Genomic DNA, 16,827 nt, shown 5'->3' on the forward strand with positions numbered 1-16,827 from the left:
ACTGGGGGCACCATGACTGTTCTCGACTCGATTCTCGACGGTGTGCGGGCCGACGTGGCCGCGCGTGAATCGGTGGTCGATTTCGCCGCCGTCAAAGCAGCAGCGAAAGCAGCTCCGGCACCTCTCGATGCGGCCGCAGCCCTTCGCGAGGACGGCATCGGCGTCATCGCCGAAGTGAAGCGCGCCAGCCCGTCCAAGGGTGCGTTGGCCGATATCGGTGATCCTGCGGTTCTGGCTCGCGCTTACGAGCAGGGCGGTGCCCGAGTCATCAGTGTCCTCACCGAGGAGCGTCGCTTTCACGGATCTCTCGCAGACCTCGACGCGGTGCGGGCAGCCGTCTCGATTCCCGTGTTGCGCAAGGACTTCATCGTCGGTCCGTACCAGATCCACGAGGCTCGGGCCCACGGTGCCGATGTCATTCTGCTGATCGTCGCGGCACTCGAGCAAGATGCATTGACGTCTCTGCTCGATCGCACCGAGTCGCTGGGCATGACGGCGTTGGTCGAGGTCCACACCGAGGCCGAGGCAGACCGTGCGCTCGAGGCGGGTGCCACTGTCATCGGCATCAACGCCCGCAACCTAAAGACCCTCGAGATCGATCGTGACAGTTTCGGCCGCATCGCGCCGGGGTTGCCCAGCGACATCATTCGTGTTGCGGAGTCCGGAGTGCGAGGCACAGCCGACTTGCTCGCCTACGCCGGTGCCGGGGCCGACGCGGTACTCGTGGGCGAGGGCTTGGTGACTGCAGGCGATCCACGGACCGCCGTCTCGGACCTGGTGACGGCGGGGACGCATCCGTCGTGCCCCAAGCCTGCACGCTGATCCTGCACGGTTGACCCGGCACCCGACCCGAGCGCGGCGGCGGTCCGCCGTTGGGGCACACTGGACCGGTGAGCATCAGCAATTCTTCAGGCACCGTGGACGCCCCGCAGGCAGTCCGTTTCAAGGGCGCTGATCTGCCGCAGAGCAGCATCGGCCTCACCGATCGCAGCCCGCACGAGCCCGACGTGGGCGGCCATTTCGGTGTTTACGGCGGCAGATTCGTGCCCGAAGCACTGATGGGTGTGATCGAGGAAGTCACCGCGGAGTACGAGAAGGTCCGCAGTGACAACGAGTTCCTCGGTGAACTCGACCGGCTGCAGCGCGACTACACGGGGCGCCCGTCCCCGGTCTTCGAGGCGGCTCGCTTGTCCGAGCACGCCGGCGGAGCTCGCATCCTGCTCAAGCGAGAAGATCTCAATCACACCGGTTCTCACAAGATCAACAACGTTCTGGGCCAGGTTCTGCTGGCGAAGCGGATGGGCAAGACCCGGATCATCGCCGAGACCGGTGCGGGCCAACACGGAGTGGCCACCGCGACGGCATGTGCGCTCCTCGGTCTCGACTGCGTCGTGTACATGGGTGAGGTCGACACCGAGCGTCAGGCGCTGAACGTGGCCCGGATGCGCCTACTCGGGTCCAGCGTCGTCGCCGTGAAGTCGGGATCTCGCACCCTCAAGGACGCCATCAACGAGGCGCTCCGAGACTGGGTCACCAACGCGGACAACACGTATTACTGCTTCGGCACCGTTGCCGGCCCGCACCCGTTCCCGGTCATGGTGCGTGATTTCCAGCGCATCATCGGTCTCGAAGCGCGGCAGCAGGTGCTCGCATCCACCGGACGGCTGCCCGATGCCATCGCTGCCTGCGTCGGCGGTGGGTCGAACGCGATCGGGATCTTCCATCCGTTCATCGACGACGTCGACGTTCGCCTGATCGGTTTCGAGGCGGCGGGTGACGGCGTCGAAACCGGTCGCCACGCTGCGACCATCAGCGGTGGAACGCCCGGCGCGCTGCACGGTGCGTACTCCTACCTCCTGCAGGACGAGGACGGTCAAACCGTCGACTCTCATTCCATCTCAGCGGGATTGGACTACCCAGGCGTCGGTCCCGAGCATTCGTACCTGCACGACATCGGGCGTGCCGAGTACCGGGGCATCACCGACACCGAAGCGATGAATGCCTTCAAGCTGCTGTGCCGTACCGAAGGCATCATTCCGGCCATCGAGTCCGCGCATGCCATCGCCGGCGCACTGACCCTCGGCAAGGAGCTGGGTAAGGATGCGATCATCCTGGTCAACCTGTCCGGACGCGGAGACAAGGACGTGGACACCGCGGCGGAATGGTTCGGTCTGATCGACGGAGACGGCGAACCGAACGTGGACGAAGAAGCAGGTATCAAGCCATGAGCAACAACGACTCTCGCCTCTCCGGCACTTTCGCGCAGTGCCGCGCCGAGGGACGCGCTGCACTCGTCGGCTACCTCCCGGCAGGTTTTCCGACGGTGCCGCGCTCGATCGAGGTGGTCGAGACGATGGTCGATGCAGGATGCGACATCATCGAGGTCGGTATTCCGTACTCCGATCCGGTGATGGACGGCCCCACGATCCAAGCTGCAGCAGACGTGGCCAGGAGATCCGGCGCTCGGGTCAAAGATGTGTTTTCCGTCACCGAGAAAGTCGCTGCCGCGGGCGGTAAAGCGGTCGTCATGACCTACTGGAACCTGGTGCTCAAGTACGGCATCGAGAACTTCGCCCGAGACCTGGCCGGTGCGGGCGGTCTCGGCATCATCACTCCGGATCTCATTCCGGACGAGGCGCAGGAATGGATCGAGGTCTCGAAGGCCTATGACCTCGACCGAACCTTCCTCGTCGCCCCGTCGTCCACCGAGGAACGTCTCGTCAGCACTGTGGAAGTCAGTAGTGGCTTCGTGTACGCAGCCTCGACGATGGGTGTCACCGGTGCTCGGGACGCGGTGTCCTCGATGGCCCCCGCATTGTGTGCGCGTATCCGTGAGCACTCCGACATTCCGATCGGCGTCGGCCTGGGGGTTCGCTCCGGTGCTCAGGCTGCGGAGATCGCACGCTACGCCGATGCAGTCATCGTCGGTTCTGCGTTGGTCAGTGCAGTGGACAACGGACTCGACGCCGTGCGCCAGCTGACGACGGAACTGGCCGCGGGTGTCCGTTCCGCTAACGTAGCGTCGTGACGTCGACCGCAATTCTGGCCTACATTCCCAGCCCTGCCCAGGGGGTGTGGCACGTCGGACCACTCGCTCTACGGGCCTACGCCCTGTTCATCATTATCGGCATCGTCATCTCCGTGGTGTGGGGTGATCGCCGCTGGGTTGCCCGAGGTGGAACCAAGGGCACCGTCCTCGACGTTGCAGTCTGGGCCGTCCCGTTCGGCCTCTTGGGTGGACGTCTCTATCACGTGGCGACCGACTGGAAGACGTACTTCGGTCCCGGCGGACAGCCGATCGAAGCGCTGTACGTCTGGAACGGCGGTCTGGGCATCTGGGGAGCGGTGTTCCTCGGCGGCGTCGGTGCCTGGATTGCGTGCCGTCGACGCGGAATCCCGTTGCCTGCCTTCGGCGACGCCGTCGGGCCACCGATTCTGTTGGCGCAGGCGATCGGCCGCATCGGTAACTACTTCAACCAGGAACTGTACGGACGTGCCACCACGCAGCCGTGGGGCCTGGAAATCTACGAGCGGCTCGACGCGAACGGCCGGCTCGATCCGTTGAACGGCGTCTCGACCGGGTTCGTGGAGAAAGTCGTTCATCCGACGTTCCTGTATGAGCTGCTGTGGAGCGTAGCCATCGTCGCACTACTGGTGCTCGTCGACCGCAAGTACACGATCGGCCACGGACGATTGTTTGCGCTGTACGTTGCCGGATACTGCGCCGGACGGTTCTGGGTGGAACTGATGCGTGACGACTTCGCCACGAAAATCGCCGGAATACGGATCAACAGCTTCACGTCGGCCATCATCTTCGTCCTGGCCGTCGCGTACTTCGTGATCGCTACCAAGGGCCGCGAAGACCCGGCGACGCTGAAATCGAACGACGACGAGGATCGCGAGAGCGATGCCGCCCGCGAGAGCACGTCCGCAGGCTCGGCGACCGACTCGGACTCGGTCGATGCCGACGTGGATGCAGGCAAGCCCGACGCGCACGAGGTGCAGGCGTCCGACAAGAAAGCAGAGGAAGAAGGCAGTACGCGTGGTTGATTTCGACAAGACTTCGGGCCCCGATTCGGAGGACGGTTCCCGCGCCGGTGACTCGGGTGACAGCGCAGCGAAGCCGACCAGCTCGTTCGGCACTCCGTTCGACTACGACGCCACCGCCGAGGCGTCACTCTCGGAGCCGCCCGCCACCTCGGAGTCCGCTCCCTCGCACGGCCCGACCGGCTCCACCGGGCCGGGTTGGGATACCTACTCGGGCATCGGAAACGGCCCGGGTTGGTCGAGCACACCGAGCTATCCTGCTCCCAGTTCCGACGGGATCGCCGCCGATCCGCTCGGCGGATTCCCTCCGCCCGCCGGGTACCAGACCCAGGGTTACCAGCAGCAGAGTTACCCACAGCAGGGTTACCCACAACAGGGTTACCCACAGCAGGGTTACCCACAGCAGGGTTACCCACAGCAGGGTTATGGCCAGCAGCAGGGTTATGGCCAGCAGCAGGGTTACCCACAGCAGGGTTATGGCCAGCAGCAGAACTTCGGCCCACAGCAGGGTTATGGCCAGCAGCAGAACTTCGGCCAGCAGCAGGGTTATGGCCAGCAGCAAAACTTCGGTCAGCCCCAGGGCTATCCCGGGGGACCCACGTTCGGGGCCGGTCCCGACGCGCCGTACGGCCGAGATCCGGTGACCGGCGAGGCTTTGTCGGACAAATCCAAGATCGTGGGCGGTTTGCTGCAGTTGTTCCTCGGTTGGTTGGGAGTCGGGCGGTTCTACCTCGGGAGTACCGGGATCGGTATCGCGCAACTACTGCTCTTCTTCTTCGGGGTTCTGCTCACCGCAGTGTTCAGCGTCGGGTTGATCCTGTTGTTCGCGCTTTTCGTCTGGCACGTCATAGACGGAGTTCTGATACTGGTAGGCAATGTGCCGGACCCTCGAGGACGAAAACTGCGAGACTGATGCCCTTGTTCGTGTCGCTACGTCGTAAGGGAGCTCGAAGTGAGTGAGTCAGGCACACCGCCTTCCGACGGATCGTCCGGGAATGGATCCAATCCGTCCGAGCCGACGATCTCGTTCGAGAAGGGCACTCCCACAGGCTCCGGTCCCGTGTACGGCGCACCCGACCCGAACTATGCGACGCCGGAGTACGGCACCCCCAATTACGGCGCTCCCGATGCGACTGATCGGGGTGGGCAATTCGGACCTCCGCCCGGTGCTGGTTACCCGCCTCCCGCCGATGGGTCCGGTCGGTACTTCACGCCGCCGCCATATGCGGGTGGGCCCTACGGAAGTCCTCAATACGGAGGTTCTCAGTATGGGGGTCCTCAATACGGGGGTCCTCAATACGGAGGTTCTCAGTACGCAGGTGCACCCGGGTTCATGGACCCGGGTGCACCGTATGGCCGGCACCCGGTTACCGGCGAGCCGTTCTCCGACAAGCAGAAGCTGACCGCCGGCCTGCTGAACATCCTGCTGGGCGCGTTCGGAGCCGGACGGTTCTACCTGAATCAGCCGGGAATTGCGGTGGCTCAGATAGCAGTCACGTGGCTCACCTGTGGCATCGGTGGCATCTGGCCGCTGATCGACGGAATCATGATGCTCACCGGGCAGTGTGCGCGATCAACACGGCAGACCCCTGCGCGACTGACAACCGCATCGGCGGCGACAGCATTTGTGTTGCATCGATGCGAACGCCAACTGCTAGGATTTCGCCATCCGGGAGCGATCCCGGATTCATTCGCGGGCCAGAGCTGTCCCGGTGAATTCCCGACAGGCATTCGAAGTTCGGCTCGTTCGACCGTTCCGGTCGGTCTGAGCCGACAAGCCGGCGGGGTTGCCGAGACTGACGGTGCAGCGTCGAAGACACTGCACCGCTTTCGCGCACCCTCCGGCCTACGTGGAGGTGATCGTGGTGCTGTTTTCTCGGATGCCTGCGGAGCAAGGTCTGTACGACCCGAGCTTGGAGAAGGATTCCTGCGGCGTGGCGATGATCGCCGACATCGAGGGTCGACGCTCCCACGCGATCGTGGCCGACGGCGTGCTGGCATTGGAAAACCTGGAACATCGCGGAGCAGCCGGGGCCGAGCCCAACAGTGGTGACGGTGCGGGCATTCTGATTCAGCTTCCCGTCGAACTCCTCGCCTCCCTCGCGCCGTTCGATCTGCCTCCGGCCGGTGCCGGTGGCGAGAACACGTTCGCGGCCGGAGTGTGCTTCTTGCCGCAGGGCATCCGAGAGCGTGCGGTTGCCGTCGAGCGCGTCGAATCGATTGCGGCCGAAGAAGGTCTGGACGTCCTCGGCTGGGTTCCGGTCGAAGTCGATCCGGATCGAGCCGACGTCGGAGTCACCGCACTGGGCTGTATGCCCTACATGAGCTACCTCTTCGTCACCGCTCCGGAGGTCGACAGCACGCGACCGGCCGGTCTCGCACTCGATCGGCTGGTGTACGGATTACGCAAGCGCTCCGAGCGGGTCACACCCGAGATCGAGGCCGAGGGGTCGGGACTGTTTTTTCCTTCGCTGTCCTCGCGCACCATCGTCTACAAGGGCATGCTCACCACGATGCAGTTGCCGCTGTACTTCCCGGAACTGCGTAATCCGTTGTGCATGAGTGCCATAGCCATCGTGCACAGCCGATTCTCCACCAACACGTTCCCGTCGTGGCCGCTGGCGCACCCGCATCGCTACGTTGCCCACAACGGTGAGATCAACACCGTCAAGGGCAATCGCAATCGGATGCGTGCCCGCGAAGCATTGCTGTCGAGCGATCTGATCCCCGGTGACCTCGAGCGGTTGTTCCCGATCTGCAATCCGGATGCCTCGGACTCGGTGTCCTTGGACGAAGTACTCGAGCTGCTACACCTGGGCGGGCGCAGCGTGCCCCATGTGGTCATGATGATGGTTCCCGAGCCGTGGGAGAACCACCGCACGATGGACCCGCGGGTACGGGCGTTCTACCAGTTCCACGCCTCGATGATGGAGGCCTGGGACGGGCCGGCCTGCGTGACGTTCACCGACGGCAGCTATGTCGGAGCCGTGCTCGATCGCAACGGTCTTCGTCCCGGTCGTTGGTGGCAGACCGCGGACGGCCGAGTGATTCTGGCAAGTGAAGCCGGTGTGCTCGATGTTCCGCAATCCGAGGTCGTCGCCAAGGGACGCCTCGAGCCCGGAAAGATGTTCCTGATAGATACGGTCGCCGGTCGGCTGGTTCCCGATGACGAGATCAAGCTCCAGCTTGCAACAGAACATCCCTACCAGGAGTGGCTGCATGCCGGCCTGCTCGAGATCAAGAGCCTGCCCGAGCGCGCACACATCCAGTACAACCACGACTCCGTGGTTCGCAGGCAGGTCGCGTTCGGCTACACCGAAGAAGACCTCCGCGTGGTACTCACGCCGATGGCCGCATCCGGAGGGGAGCCTTTGGGGTCGATGGGTACCGACACGCCCAGTGCGGTGATGTCGCAGCGCTCGCGCCAGCTCTACGACTACTTCATCGAACTGTTCGCGCAGGTCACCAACCCGCCGCTCGATTCGATCCGCGAGGAGATCGTGACGTCGCTGTCGCGGGTGATGGGTCCGGAGCAGAACCTGCTCGAGCCCACCGCAGCGTCGTGCAGGCAGATCGTGTTGCCCTGGCCTGTGCTCGACAACGACGAGCTCAACAAGATCATTCACATCAACGAGGACGGCGACCATCCCGGTTTGTCGGCGACGGTCCTGCGCGGGCTCTACGAGGTCGAACGCGGTGGTGAAGGTCTCGCCGAGGCGATCGAAGAGTTGCGTGCCGGTGCATCGGAGGCGATCGCCGCGGGGTACACCACGCTGATCATTTCCGATCGCGACTCCGACCACACGCGGGCACCGATCCCGTCTCTGCTGGCCACCTCGGCCGTGCACCACCATCTGGTTCGCACCAAGGAGCGCACCAAGGTCGCCCTCGTCGTCGAGTCCGGCGATGCGCGCGAAGTCCATCACTTGGCGTTGCTGATCGGATTCGGTGCAGCCGCGGTGAACCCCTACCTGGCGATGGAGTCGATCGAGGATCTGGTGGGTGAGGGCGAACTGACCGGCGTCGAACGGACCATCGCGGTACGCAACTACCTGTACGGGCTCGGCAAGGGTGTGCTCAAGGTGATGTCCAAGATGGGCATCTCGACCGTCGGTTCCTACACCGGCGCACAGGTTTTCGAGGCCGTCGGTCTCGATCGCGAAGTGGTGCGCGAGTACTTCAAGGGCACCGTCACCAAGCTCGGCGGCGTCGGTCTCGACGTGCTCGCCGAGGAGGTCAAGGTACGGCACCGGCGGGCATACCCCGAGAATCCGACCGACCGCGTTCACCGTCGATTGGAGATCGGCGGCGAATACCAGTTCCGGCGCGAGGGCGAACTGCATCTGTTCACCCCGGAGACCGTGTTCCTGCTGCAGCACGCGACGCGAACCGGCCGATACGACGTCTTTCAGAAATACACCGACGAGGTGGATCGGCTCGCTCGAGAAGGCGGCGCCCTGCGCGGCCTGTTCGAGTTCAAAGATGGTGTCAGGCCGCCGGTGCCACTCGACGAAGTGGAGTCCGTCGAGTCGATCGTCACCCGGTTCAACACCGGTGCGATGAGCTACGGATCTATCTCGGCCGAAGCTCACGAGACGATGGCCGTGGCGATGAACAACCTCGGTGGGCGGTCCAACTCCGGTGAGGGTGGCGAGGATGTCGACCGCCTCTACGACCCGACCCGCCGCAGTGCCGTCAAGCAGGTCGCCAGTGGCCGCTTCGGGGTCACCAGCGACTACCTCGTCAATGCCACCGACATTCAGATCAAGATGGCGCAGGGTGCCAAGCCTGGCGAGGGCGGTCAGTTGCCCGGCTACAAGGTGTATCCGTGGGTGGCGAAGACGCGGCATTCGACGCCGGGGGTGGGCCTGATTTCGCCGCCCCCGCACCACGACATCTATTCGATCGAGGATCTCGCGCAGCTGATTCACGATCTCAAGAACGCCAACGAGAAAGCGCGCGTGCACGTCAAACTCGTCAGTTCGGTCGGCGTCGGCACGGTGGCGACCGGCGTCAGCAAAGCGCACGCCGATGTCGTGCTGATTTCCGGATACGACGGAGGAACCGGTGCGGCGCCGCTGACCTCCCTCAAGCATGCCGGGGCTCCATGGGAGATCGGCCTGGCCGACGCCCAGCAGACGCTGGTGCTCAACGGCCTGCGTGATCGCATCACGGTGCAGTGCGACGGTGGAATGCGCACCGGCCGCGACGTCATCGTCGCGGCACTGCTCGGTGCCGAGGAGTTCGGATTCTCGACGGCTCCGTTGATCGTGGCGGGCTGCATCATGATGCGCGTCTGCCACCTCGACACGTGCCCGGTCGGCGTCGCGACGCAGAATCCAGAACTGCGCAAGCGGTACACCGGCAAGCCCGAGTTCCTCGAGGACTTCTTCAAGTTCATCGCCGAGGACGTGCGAAAGTATCTCGCGCAGCTCGGTTTCCGCAGCATCGACGAAGCGGTCGGCCATGCCGACGTGCTCGAGACAGCGGCCGGCGTCGCGCATTGGAAGAGCAAGGGCCTCGATCTGGCTCCGATATTCGCGATGCCCGTCGACCCGCACGGTGCACCGATGAAGCAGCGTCGACGCCTGCGCGCTCAGGACCACGGCCTCGATCTCGCGCTGGATCGGACGCTGATCCAGTTGGCCGAGGGAGCGCTGGAGGATGCGCATCCGGTGCGGCTGGAGCTGCCGGTACGCAACGTCAATAGGACTGTCGGAACACTGCTGGGGTCCGAGGTCACCCGACGCTACGGCGCGGGTGGTCTGCCCGACGACACGATTCACATCGCATTCACCGGATCGGCGGGGCAGTCGCTCGGTGCGTTCCTGCCGCCGGGCATCACTATCGACCTGGTCGGTGACGCGAACGACTACGTCGGCAAAGGATTGTCCGGTGGCCGGATCGTGGTGCGCCCTGCCCCCGACGCACCCTTCGTTGCCGAGGACAACGTGATCGCCGGCAACACCATTCTGTACGGAGCCACCTCGGGTGAGGTCTACCTACGCGGCAAGGCCGGGGAGCGGTTCGCGGTCCGGAACTCCGGAGCAGTGGCGGTGAACGAGGGCGTGGGCGACCACGCGTTCGAGTACATGACCGGCGGCCGGGTGGTCGTGCTCGGACCGACCGGTCGAAACATGGCGGCGGGAATGTCCGGTGGCATCGCGTTCGTCCTCGGTCTCGATCCGGCCGACGTGAACATGGCGATGGTCGAGCTGCAGGTTCCGAACCCGGACGATCTGGTGTGGCTGCGCGAGACCGTCGACAAGCATCGACGCTGGACCGGGTCCACTGTCGCGACGTCGTTGTTGGCCGACTGGCCTCGCCGGTCTGCGCTGTTCACCAAAGTCATGCCCGTCGACTACCAGCGGGTGCTGGAAGCGACTCGAATGGCGCGTGCCGAAGGGCGCGACGTCGATGCTGCGATCATGGAGGCTGCACGTGGCTGATCCACAGGGATTTTTGAAAGTCGTCAAGCGCGACGCTGCCAAGCGTCCGATCGGCGAGCGTGTCAAGGACTGGAACGAGGTGTACTCGCATCAGCCGACGAGCGAGCGGGCGGCGGAGGTCTCCGATCAGGCGCGTCGCTGCATGGACTGCGGAATTCCGTTCTGTCACTCCGGCACTGCAGGTTGCCCGCTGGGAAACTTGATTCCCGAGTGGAACGATCTGGTGCGCCGCGATCGCTGGGATGCGGCCAGCGACCGGCTGCATGCGACCAACAACTTCCCGGAATTCACCGGACGGGTGTGCCCGGCACCGTGTGAATCGGCGTGTGTGCTGTCGATTTCCGAGGCCGCAACCGGCGGCAGCGTCACGATCAAGCGGGTCGAGCAAACGATCGCGGATATGGCCTGGGAAGAGGGCAGCGTCGTTCCGCAGCCGCCGACGATCACGACCGGCAAGCGAGTTGCCGTCGTCGGATCGGGTCCGGCGGGATTGGCCGCGGCGCAACAGCTCACGCGTGCCGGGCACGACGTCACCGTGTACGAGCGGGACGATCGCCTGGGCGGGCTGCTCCGCTACGGCATCCCCGAATTCAAGCTCGAGAAGTCGGTACTCGATCAGCGCTTGATGCAGATGCGCGCCGAGGGAACGCATTTCGTCACCGATTGCGAGGTGGGTATCGACTTCACGGTCGAGCAACTGCGAGAATCCTTCGACGCTGTCGTCCTCGCCGTCGGAGCTCTGCGGGCCCGTGACAACACCGAGGTGATCGGTCGAGAACTGGACGGCATCCATCTGGCGATGGAACATCTGGTGCCGTCGAACAAGGAATGCGAGGGTGACGGACCCACGTCGATCTCCGCTGCCGACAAACACGTGGTGATCATCGGCGGCGGCGATACCGGAGCGGACTGCTTGGGTACTGCACACCGTCAGGGTGCCGCGTCTGTCACCCAACTCGATTACAACCCGGCTCTGCCCGGGGCACGCGACGACAGTCTGTCGCCGTGGCCGTCGTGGCCGCTGGTACTGCGAAGCTCGCCCGCGCACGCCGAGGGCGGCCTCGTGCGGCACCAGGTAGCAGTTCAGCGATTCCTCGGGGACGAGCGCGGACACGTGCGTGCGATGGTGTTGGCCGAAGTGGAGGTGCAGCGCGACGCCGACGGCCGACGAGTCGTCACCCCCATCGGGGAAGAAGTGGAGCTGCCCTGTGATCTGGCGCTTTTTGCGATCGGCTTCGAGGGAGTCGAGCACGGTCCGCTGCTCGACGACTACGGCTTGGCACCGACCAAGCGGGGAGCCCTCTCGTGCGGTCCCGACTGGCAGACCACGGCACCGGGTGTGTTCGTCTGCGGAGATGCGCACCGCGGTGCGTCGTTGGTCGTGTGGGCGATTGCGGAAGGTCGATCTGCGGCCAACGGGGTCGATGCTTTTCTCACCGGACACTCGGAATTACCGTCTCCGGTTCACCCCACTGCGCTACCCCTGGCCGTGGTGTGACGCCCGTCTCTGAACCGGTGCAGATGCTCTCAGCAGCGCGGTAGCGAGGCTACTCGTCGGTATTATTGCGCTGGGGATGTCTGCGATAGAGAACGTGGCCTTCAGCGGCTACGCTCACTTTCGTGAGCCGACGTACGAAGATTGTCTGCACCCTTGGACCCGCAACCGCAACCACAGAGCGCATCCGCGAACTCGTCGAGAGTGGAATGGATGTCGCACGACTGAACTTCAGCCATGGTGATCATCCCGATCACCAGGCCAACTACGAGAGGGTCCGAGCAGCGTCGGACGCCACCGGCAAAGCCGTGGGCATTCTGGCCGACCTGCAGGGGCCGAAGATTCGCCTCGGTCGCTTTGCCGAGGGCTCGACCACCTGGGCGAGCGGTGAGCTCATCCGCATCACCGTCGAGGAGTGCGAAGGCACGCACGACCGGGTGTCGACCACCTACAAGGAGCTGGCGCAGGACGCCAGGGAAGGCGACCGTCTTCTCGTCGACGACGGCAAGGTAGGCCTCGTGGTGACCGGCGTCGAAGGCAACGACGTGCTGTGCCGTGTCACCGAGGGTGGACCGGTCAGCAACAACAAGGGCGTCTCGCTACCCGGAATGGATGTGTCCGTTCCCGCCATGAGCGAGAAGGACATCGCCGATCTCGAGTTCGCCCTCGCTCTCGGTTGCGACTTCATCGCGCTGTCCTTCGTGCGCTCGCCCGCGGACGTCGAACTCGTGCACGCCGTGATGGACCGAGTCGGCCGGCGAGTTCCCGTCATCGCCAAGCTGGAGAAGCCCGAAGCGGTCGACAACCTCGAAGCCATCGTGCTCGCGTTCGACGCGATCATGGTCGCTCGTGGTGACCTCGGCGTCGAGTTGCCCCTCGAGCAGGTGCCGCTGGTGCAGAAGCGCGCCATTCAGATCGCCCGCGCCAACGCCAAGCCCGTCATCGTCGCGACCCAGATGCTCGAATCGATGATCGAGAATTCTCGTCCCACGCGCGCCGAGGCGTCCGACGTCGCCAACGCGGTGCTCGACGGCACCGACGCGGTCATGCTCTCCGGCGAGACCTCGGTCGGCAAGTACGTCATGGAAACGGTGCGGACCATGGCTCGCATCGTCGAGACGGTCGAGACCGAGGGCGACAGTGTTCCGCCGCTGACCCACGTTCCGCGCACCAAGCGCGGCGTGATCTCCTACGCGGCTCGCGACATCGGTGAGCGTCTGGACGCGAAGGCCCTCGTTGCCTTCACTCAGTCGGGCGACACCGTTCGTCGGTTGGCTCGACTGCACACCAAGCTGCCGCTGCTTGCGTTCACCTCCATCTCCGAGGTGCGCAGCCAGTTGTCGCTGAGCTGGGGAACCGAGACATTCCTCGTTCCCGACGTCGGGTCCACGGACGCGATGGTCAAAGAGGTCGACAAGGCGCTGCTCGAACTCGGTCGGTACAACAAGGGTGATCAGGTCGTGATCGTGGCCGGTGCCCCTCCCGGCACAGTAGGCTCGACCAACTTGATCCATGTGCACCGAATCGGAGAAGAGGACCGGTAAGTGGTCGAAGCGGGGGGAACCGGCGTCAGCGACAGCACGCCGAGCAGTACAGCAGTGAAGACCGATCTCGAGACACTCCTCGATCTCTCGCACTCGAGGAGATCGAGGAGGATGTGTTCGTCGGTGTTCACCCCGAGCAGGTGGGGAGCCGAACGTTCGGGGGGCAACTCGTGGCTCAAGGCCTGATCGCGGCCGGCCGCACCGTGACCGGTACTTCGCGCGATGTTCACGCGATCAACGCGCACTTCATCCGTGGTGGTGACGTCAAGAAGCCCATCGAGTACCGGGTGTCTCGTCAGCGCGACGGCCGAGCATTCGCCAACCGCCAGGTCACAGCCGTGCAGGATGGTAACGAGCTGTTCGTCATGCTCGCAGCGTTCCAGGATTTCGGCACAGGCCTCGAGCACAGCGTCGAAGTGCCGGAGGTTCCGTACCCCGACGCGCTGCCGCCACTCGGCGATCACTTCGTCGGTTACGAGGATCGACTGCAGATGTTCGTCGACGCCCTCAAGCCGATCGACATGCGCTATGCGAACGATCCGGCGTGGATCATGCACGGCACCGGTGAGAAGCTCAATCACAATCGCGTCTGGATGAAGGCCGACGGGGATCTGCCCGACGCGTCGATCTTCCACGCCGCGACCATGGGTTATGCGTCCGACACCACCGTGCTCGATTCGATCATCACCACTCACGGGCTTTCGTGGGGACTCGATCGCATCGTCGCCGCAACGGTGAACCATTCGATCTGGTTCCACCGACCCTTCCGGTTCGACGAATGGGCCCTCTACGCCACCGAATCGCCCGTCGCTGCCGGTTCACGTGGTCTGGCCACCGGCCGCTTCTTCTCGATGGACGGTCAACTGCTGGCCACGGTCGTGCAGGAAGGTCTCATTCGGCACTTCCCGAAGCGGGTCCGGGCCTGAGCGCAGCCGACCAGGCCTGCGTTTTCGCATCCAGGTTCAGGGAGGCGTGCGCAGGGCTGGTCGATGGCAGTCGGGCGAACTGCACGTGGGGGAGGGGCACTGCCTTCTCCACGTACCGTCGGTAGCTGTCGGCCGCCTTGGCTCCGTTGAAGAATACCCTGTCGATATCCGGGTAGTCGGCGAACAGTCGGCCGAAATCGTTTGTGACGATTGATGATTCGACGATCGCAGAGTCCAGGCTTCCCTCGCGTGTGCAGAGCTTCAGGACGTCCCACACGGCGATCTCGTGGCTGAGAAGTCGCGCGGTTCGTGCGTCGTACGCGAGCTCGGGGCCGGCACCGAACAGTGTTCCCATGATCGGCCAGAACGCATTTCGCGGATGGGCGTAGTACTGCTGGGCGGCAAGTGACGCGATTCCGGGCATCGAACCGAGAACGAGGACAGTGGCACTCCGGTCCACGATCGGTGCGAAGCTGTGTACGACGTTCATTGCGCGATTACAGCAAATCCCCGCGGGGGCCTCGGACGGGGGACCACAATGGAGGTCATGTTGGATCCACGTGTACTCGACAACAACGAACTCGAAGCCGAACTCGGTGCACTGCGCCGGGGACGTGACGCAGCGATGGACGAAGGTGCCCGGGACGTCTCGACTGCCGACACCGACCATCTCATCGCGCGGTTCGAGGAGGAAATCCGGAAGCGCCACCAGGATTCGGTATCCGATCAGCCCAGTGCCGATCTGCCCTGACCGAGGATCAGGACGGCGCAGGCCGCAGTCGCGGCGGCGATACGCACGTTGTTCCACAGAACCCATTCGGTGGCGAATTTTTCCCAGGTCGCCGCTCCGGTCGCCGTGGTCGAATCGGCTGCTGCCAATGCGTCGTTGAGTGGGACGTTCAGCATGACCGTCACTGCGAAGCAGCCCACCACATACAAGACCGCGCCCGTGATGATCAGCGCCGAGCGGCCGCCGTCGGTGAACGGAGTCGCCGCAGCGGCCACCACGCAGGACAGTGCCGTCCCCATGAACAGGATCAGAAACAGCGGGTTGAGGATAGCCGCGTTGGCACTTTGCATCGAAGACATCGCGACCGGAACCGGAAGAGTCTTCAGTCCGGGCAGCACGCTGATCGAGAAGGCCAGCAGCACGCCTGCCATCAACGCGGATCCGATAGCTCCGACAAAGGTTGACGCGGAGGCGATTCGATCGATCATGACAGGTATCCGGCTCCACCGGTCGCTCCCAGAATCGTGATCATGGTGTCGTTCCTTCCGTTCGGTTCGTGTTGCTACCTCATCCACTCTGTAGGTTCGGATCTGGATGAACAATGGCCGATCAGCTCGAAAAGATGTCCGATCGTCCACGCTGTGGGACGATCGATCCATGCGTGGAGTCGACCCCTGGAAATCGTCTGACCCCCTCGGGGAGGCGCTGCACTTTCTGCGCATGACCGGATCCTTCTATTGCAGGTCCGAGCTGTCCGGATCATGGGGCATGGAGTTGCCGGCGATGGAGGACGCGCTCTGGTTCCATACCGTCGTCAGCGGCAGGTGTCGTTTGTCGGTGCCCGGTGTCCCGGTTCGCGATCTGGTCCCCGGTGACTTCGCTCTGGTTCCGCACGGCCGGGGGCACGTGCTCGCGAGCGATGACGATGCTGCAGCGCGTGCGCCGATCGTCTACGACTTTCCGCACGACTACATCAGCGATCGATACGCGGTGATCCGAAGCGGCAGTGGAGGAGCGGGTGTGACGCTCGTATGCGGCGCAGTGCGAATGGATCATCCTGCAGCGCAACAGCTCATCGGTGTGTTGCCTGCACTCGTCGTCGTCGAGGCAGACTCCGGTCCGCGGCAGTCGCGGATGCAATCGCTACTGGCCATGGTGGCCGACGAGGCGACCACACTGGAGCCCGGGGGAGAAGCGGTCATCACCAGACTGTCCGATGTGTTGGTGATCCAGGCCCTTCGGTCGTGGATGGCCGACGACGAGCGGGCCCGGTCCGGCTGGCTCGGCGCGCTCGCGGATACTCGGATCGGCTCGGCGCTGGCCCTCATCCATCGAAACCCGGACGCGCAGTGGACGGTTGCTGCCTTGGCTACCGAGGTGAAGATGTCTCGCTCGGCTTTCTCGGCTCGATTCACCGAGCTGGTCGGTGAATCGGTGATGCGCTATCTGTCGACGTGGCGAATGCAGCTCGCACACGACAGTCTTCGGTCCGGCGATGTGTCGCTGGCCGAACTGGCAAGACGTAGTGGGTATCTCTCCGAGGCGGCGTTCGGGAAGGCATTCAAACGCGAAACCGGGATGTCCCCGGGCCGGGTGCGTCGTCGTCAGGATGCGTCGATGACGGCAGGGTGAGTGA

At 64.3% G+C, this 16,827-nt stretch carries 12 protein-coding genes and 2 pseudogenes; 12 read left to right on the forward strand and 2 right to left on the reverse strand.

The features are described 5' to 3' along the window. The first annotated feature begins 12 nt into the window (after positions 1–12). The 10 genes and pseudogenes from trpC (at position 13) to RHODMAR_RS14875 (ending at position 14,461) form a co-directional block, all read left to right on the forward strand. The gene (trpC, locus tag RHODMAR_RS14835) at positions 13–822 is read left to right on the forward strand and encodes an indole-3-glycerol phosphate synthase TrpC (RefSeq protein ID WP_008715877.1); all 810 of its coding nucleotides are present in this window, start codon (positions 13–15) and stop codon (positions 820–822) included. A 134-nt stretch (positions 823–956) separates the two neighbouring features. Then, entirely contained in the window at positions 957–2,228 is a 1,272-nt protein-coding gene (gene trpB, locus RHODMAR_RS14840; RefSeq protein ID WP_442970055.1) for a tryptophan synthase subunit beta, read from the forward strand. After that, positions 2,225–3,028: a tryptophan synthase subunit alpha gene (trpA, locus tag RHODMAR_RS14845; RefSeq protein WP_008715879.1), complete on the forward strand. Its 804-nt coding sequence runs from the start codon at positions 2,225–2,227 to the stop codon at positions 3,026–3,028. Before trpB ends, trpA begins: the two co-directional genes overlap by 4 nt. Continuing rightward, positions 3,025–4,050 (forward strand): prolipoprotein diacylglyceryl transferase, encoded by a 1,026-nt coding sequence (gene lgt, locus RHODMAR_RS14850; protein WP_008715880.1) that lies wholly within the window; start codon positions 3,025–3,027, stop codon positions 4,048–4,050. The genes trpA and lgt overlap by 4 nt, the downstream gene beginning before the upstream one ends. Beyond that, positions 4,043–4,960, forward strand: coding sequence for an NINE protein (locus tag RHODMAR_RS14855; protein ID WP_008715881.1), 918 nt, complete (start codon positions 4,043–4,045; stop codon positions 4,958–4,960). Before lgt ends, RHODMAR_RS14855 begins: the two co-directional genes overlap by 8 nt. A 51-nt stretch (positions 4,961–5,011) precedes the next feature. Next, positions 5,012–5,648: pseudogene (locus tag RHODMAR_RS29610) on the forward strand (NINE protein); the annotation flags it as partial. 264 nt (positions 5,649–5,912) lie between these two features. Then, positions 5,913–10,496, forward strand: a complete 4,584-nt coding sequence (gltB, locus tag RHODMAR_RS14860; RefSeq protein WP_042939338.1) for a glutamate synthase large subunit — start codon at positions 5,913–5,915, stop codon at positions 10,494–10,496. Beyond that, positions 10,489–11,994 (forward strand): glutamate synthase subunit beta, encoded by a 1,506-nt coding sequence (locus RHODMAR_RS14865; RefSeq protein ID WP_008715885.1) that lies wholly within the window; start codon positions 10,489–10,491, stop codon positions 11,992–11,994. Before gltB ends, RHODMAR_RS14865 begins: the two co-directional genes overlap by 8 nt. Positions 11,995–12,116: 122 nt before the next feature. Beyond that, positions 12,117–13,535 (forward strand): pyruvate kinase, encoded by a 1,419-nt coding sequence (pyk, locus tag RHODMAR_RS14870; protein WP_081606007.1) that lies wholly within the window; start codon positions 12,117–12,119, stop codon positions 13,533–13,535. 54 nt (positions 13,536–13,589) lie between these two features. Further along, positions 13,590–14,461: pseudogene (locus RHODMAR_RS14875) on the forward strand (acyl-CoA thioesterase). On the opposite strand, the gene RHODMAR_RS14880 reads toward RHODMAR_RS14875, so the two are convergent. Continuing rightward, positions 14,427–14,951 (reverse strand): DNA-deoxyinosine glycosylase, encoded by a 525-nt coding sequence (locus tag RHODMAR_RS14880; RefSeq protein ID WP_008715888.1) that lies wholly within the window; start codon positions 14,949–14,951, stop codon positions 14,427–14,429. The pseudogene RHODMAR_RS14875 and the gene RHODMAR_RS14880 sit on opposite strands and share 35 nt — an antisense overlap. Before the next feature lie 57 nt (positions 14,952–15,008). On the opposite strand from RHODMAR_RS14880, the gene RHODMAR_RS14885 reads away from it, so the two are divergent. After that, the gene (locus tag RHODMAR_RS14885; RefSeq protein ID WP_157226107.1) at positions 15,009–15,212 is read left to right on the forward strand and encodes a hypothetical protein; all 204 of its coding nucleotides are present in this window, start codon (positions 15,009–15,011) and stop codon (positions 15,210–15,212) included. On the opposite strand, the gene RHODMAR_RS14890 is transcribed toward RHODMAR_RS14885, so the two are convergent. Further along, positions 15,188–15,679, reverse strand: coding sequence for an anthrone oxygenase family protein (locus RHODMAR_RS14890; RefSeq protein ID WP_051048036.1), 492 nt, complete (start codon positions 15,677–15,679; stop codon positions 15,188–15,190). The genes RHODMAR_RS14885 and RHODMAR_RS14890 overlap by 25 nt on opposite strands. Positions 15,680–15,848: 169 nt before the next feature. On the opposite strand from RHODMAR_RS14890, the gene RHODMAR_RS14895 reads away from it, so the two are divergent. Next, the gene (locus RHODMAR_RS14895; protein WP_008715890.1) at positions 15,849–16,823 is read left to right on the forward strand and encodes an AraC family transcriptional regulator; all 975 of its coding nucleotides are present in this window, start codon (positions 15,849–15,851) and stop codon (positions 16,821–16,823) included. Positions 16,824–16,827: the final 4 nt, after the last annotated feature.

It is taken from the genome of Rhodococcus sp. AW25M09 (genome assembly GCF_000333955.1).
Taxonomy (GTDB): domain Bacteria; phylum Actinomycetota; class Actinomycetes; order Mycobacteriales; family Mycobacteriaceae; genus Rhodococcoides.

What these genes read in the sequence shown, in the direction of transcription:
- trpC (WP_008715877.1), top strand. Translation starts at nt 13, where the DNA reads ATGACTGTTCTCGACTCGATTCTCGACGGTGTGCGGGCCGACGTGGCC.
- trpA (WP_008715879.1), top strand. Translation starts at nt 2,225, where the DNA reads ATGAGCAACAACGACTCTCGCCTCTCCGGCACTTTCGCGCAGTGCCGC.
- RHODMAR_RS14880 (WP_008715888.1), bottom strand. Translation starts at nt 14,951, where the DNA reads ATGAACGTCGTACACAGCTTCGCACCGATCGTGGACCGGAGTGCCACT.
- RHODMAR_RS14885 (WP_157226107.1), top strand. Translation starts at nt 15,009, where the DNA reads ATGTTGGATCCACGTGTACTCGACAACAACGAACTCGAAGCCGAACTC.
- RHODMAR_RS14890 (WP_051048036.1), bottom strand. Translation starts at nt 15,679, where the DNA reads ATGATCGATCGAATCGCCTCCGCGTCAACCTTTGTCGGAGCTATCGGA.
- RHODMAR_RS14895 (WP_008715890.1), top strand. Translation starts at nt 15,849, where the DNA reads ATGCGTGGAGTCGACCCCTGGAAATCGTCTGACCCCCTCGGGGAGGCG.